The organism is Thermodesulfobacterium thermophilum DSM 1276, assembly GCF_000421605.1.
Taxonomy (GTDB): Bacteria; Desulfobacterota; Thermodesulfobacteria; order Thermodesulfobacteriales; family Thermodesulfobacteriaceae; genus Thermodesulfobacterium; species Thermodesulfobacterium thermophilum.
Genome location: NZ_ATXI01000037.1, coordinates 1 through 2664 on the forward strand (window position 1 = coordinate 1; position 2664 = coordinate 2664).

Below are 2664 nucleotides of genomic sequence, written 5' to 3' on the forward strand. Positions count from 1 at the left end.
ACCCAGGTCTTAAAAGAAACTGCTAAAAAACGCTTCCAAATACCATATCCTCCATCAAGAAATCATTAAAATCTGCTGGAAAATCCTTCTTTGTCCCTGTGATAAAAGACTTTACCCTGTTGTCCCTCTTACCATTGATACTTTACTCAAAGAAGGACACTTAAAACATTATTCCACCAATATTATCAACGAAACTAAAACTTATTTCCCTTGGAACCCTAAAAAGAGTTCCTGGTCATCTATCATCAAGTTCCGATTTCAGCTGATTTTGGGAAGTATGCTCAAGGGGGGTTAGGCTATATAGAAGTAGACTTTGCAGAACACGATGGAGGTCACTTTTACCGTGAGAGAATAATGATCTAACTAATATCTGTTTCAGGGACATAGTATTTTGAGTTAAACCGCTTAAAAAATGAATTTTTGAATATTTGTTAAACTTTTTACCCTTATATTTTGCCCCATATCCGACAATATATGGTTCTTTGCAGACCATCTTTATGTTTTTTAAGAAAACTTACCAACTAAGTAAATTCTAAACTATTTATTGAACTAAGAAAAATTGCTTTATAACCAAAGAGAAGTAAAATCTGTAATAGATGATAAAAGGTTATCATATACAACCTTAAGTGTATAATTGTGTAAAATTGTAAGTAAAAGAAGGAAAGTAAAATACGATGATCAATCTTTTTTTCAGAGCAGAAACCTTTTGGAAAAGTTTTGTATGAAAATTTGCTTACTTTGGAAACAATCTCTCAGCGCTTATAGTCTTTGCCTCGTTTGCTATGGGTGAAGTGAGTTTAACCTCTGATTTAGACCTTTTTGTTATAATAAAAACATCTGAAGAAAGTTTCAGAAGAAGAAGCCTTAGGTTTGCAGAATATCTTGAGGAGAACTTAAAAAAGGCCCCATTATTCACTTGCTTATAAAACACCTGCGGACATTGCTTATGGTGTGTGATATAATTTTTTTTAACTTATGTGTTCACTATGTATTGAACTCGTACAGCTTATGGTGTGTGATATAATTTTCGTTTAACTTATGTGCTAAAGCTATGTATAAAGGAGATAAATTGTTATGACACTGACTATTATAATAACAATTTCTTGCTTACTCTTAATTGCTTATCTGTTGGACATTACATCTTCACGGACAAAAATTCCTTCTGTAATAGTTTTACCACTGTTAGGTTGGGTGATTAGACAAATAACAATTTTTTTGGACGTTCAGCTTCCCGACTTCTCAGCAATATTACCCGTGCTTGGGACAATTGGACTGATTCTTATTGTCCTTGAAGCTTCATTAGAACTTGAACTTAACAAATCCAAAATCAAACTTATAATCAAATCTTTTTTAGGTTCGTTAATCCCAATGCTTGTTTTAGCATTTTCACTTGCTTATTTGTTTCATTATTCCGGACAATTTTCAATTAAAGATAGTTTGATTAATGTTATTCCACTTTGCGTAATAAGCAGTGCCATTGCAATTCCAAGTGCAAGAAATTTAACATCCTCCTACAGAGAATTTATAATTTACGAAAGTAGCTTCTCAGACATTTTGGGCGTTTTATTTTTCAATTTCGTAGCTCTTAATGACAATTTTGACGTTTATTCATTTGGACATTTCGGTTTACAGCTTCTAATCATTATAATTATATCATTTGTTGCCACTATCGGACTTTCATTCATCTTGAGCAAAATTGAATATCATGTAAAGCTCATGCCTATTATTCTGCTTGTAATTTTAATTTACGCTGTTTCCAAAATTTACCACTTACCAGCGCTTATTTTAATTCTAGTATTTGGACTATTTATCGGTAATCTTGACAAATTAAAGCATTTGAAATGGATTGAAAAATTCTGTAAACTAGACGAGTTATGCAAAGAGGTAAAAAAATTCAAAGAATTTACAACTGAGATAGTATTTTTAATTAGATCATTATTTTTCATATTATTTGGTTACTTAACTGAAACATCTGTAGTTTTAAATACCGAAACTATGATTTTGGCAGTGGGAATTGTTTTTGGTATTTTTATGTTGCGGGCAATTCAACTGAAAATATCTAATCTTCCATTGAAACCTTTATTATTCATAGCACCAAGAGGACTTATTACAATCTTACTTTTTCTATCTATTCATGAAACACAGAGAATACCCATTGTAAATAAATCATTAATTATTCAAGTTATCATTTTGACAGCGTTAGTAATGATGATTGGACTTATGACATCACAGAAAAATGACACAACAACTTAAAGAAAAAAGTCCAGCCGCGACACTTGTCAAGAGAGTTGTGTCTCCTTATAAAATCTCTTTACAAACATTTGCCTCAATTCGTATAAAGCAGACTTAATTAAAGGAAGTGGTTTTTAATGCTTAACTCCTCATAAAATTTTTTAGCATCCTGCTTAGACATGTTCCTGTTGATGTTCCTTTGCATGTGTACAAAACAAAGCTGATGATCTGTCTCAGGAAAAAGGGCTTTTATGGCTTGAGCAAGGCCAGGAAAATCATCACTCACTATTACCATAACCCTCTTAACTCCCCTCTTTATCAAATCATTAAGTATCTGGAGCCAGTCCTCCTTCGTCTCTGAACCAAAATAAATGTAATAAGAAAGTAAATTTTTTCTTCCCTCCATATCTATCCCGATGATATTATAAATAA

General features: G+C 32.1%; 1 protein-coding gene and 1 pseudogene. One reads left to right on the forward strand and one right to left on the reverse strand.

The window, feature by feature from the left end:
- The first annotated feature begins 1074 nt into the window (after positions 1-1074).
- Entirely contained in the window at positions 1075-2253 is a 1179-nt protein-coding gene (locus tag H529_RS0109360) for a cation:proton antiporter (protein WP_022856226.1), read from the forward strand.
- Positions 2254-2279: 26 nt separating this feature from the next.
- On the opposite strand, the pseudogene H529_RS10900 reads toward H529_RS0109360, so the two are convergent.
- Positions 2280-2664 (reverse strand): annotated as a pseudogene (locus H529_RS10900) (transposase); the annotation flags it as partial.

What these genes read in the sequence shown, in the direction of transcription:
- H529_RS0109360 (WP_022856226.1), top strand. Translation starts at nt 1,075, where the DNA reads ATGACACTGACTATTATAATAACAATTTCTTGCTTACTCTTAATTGCT.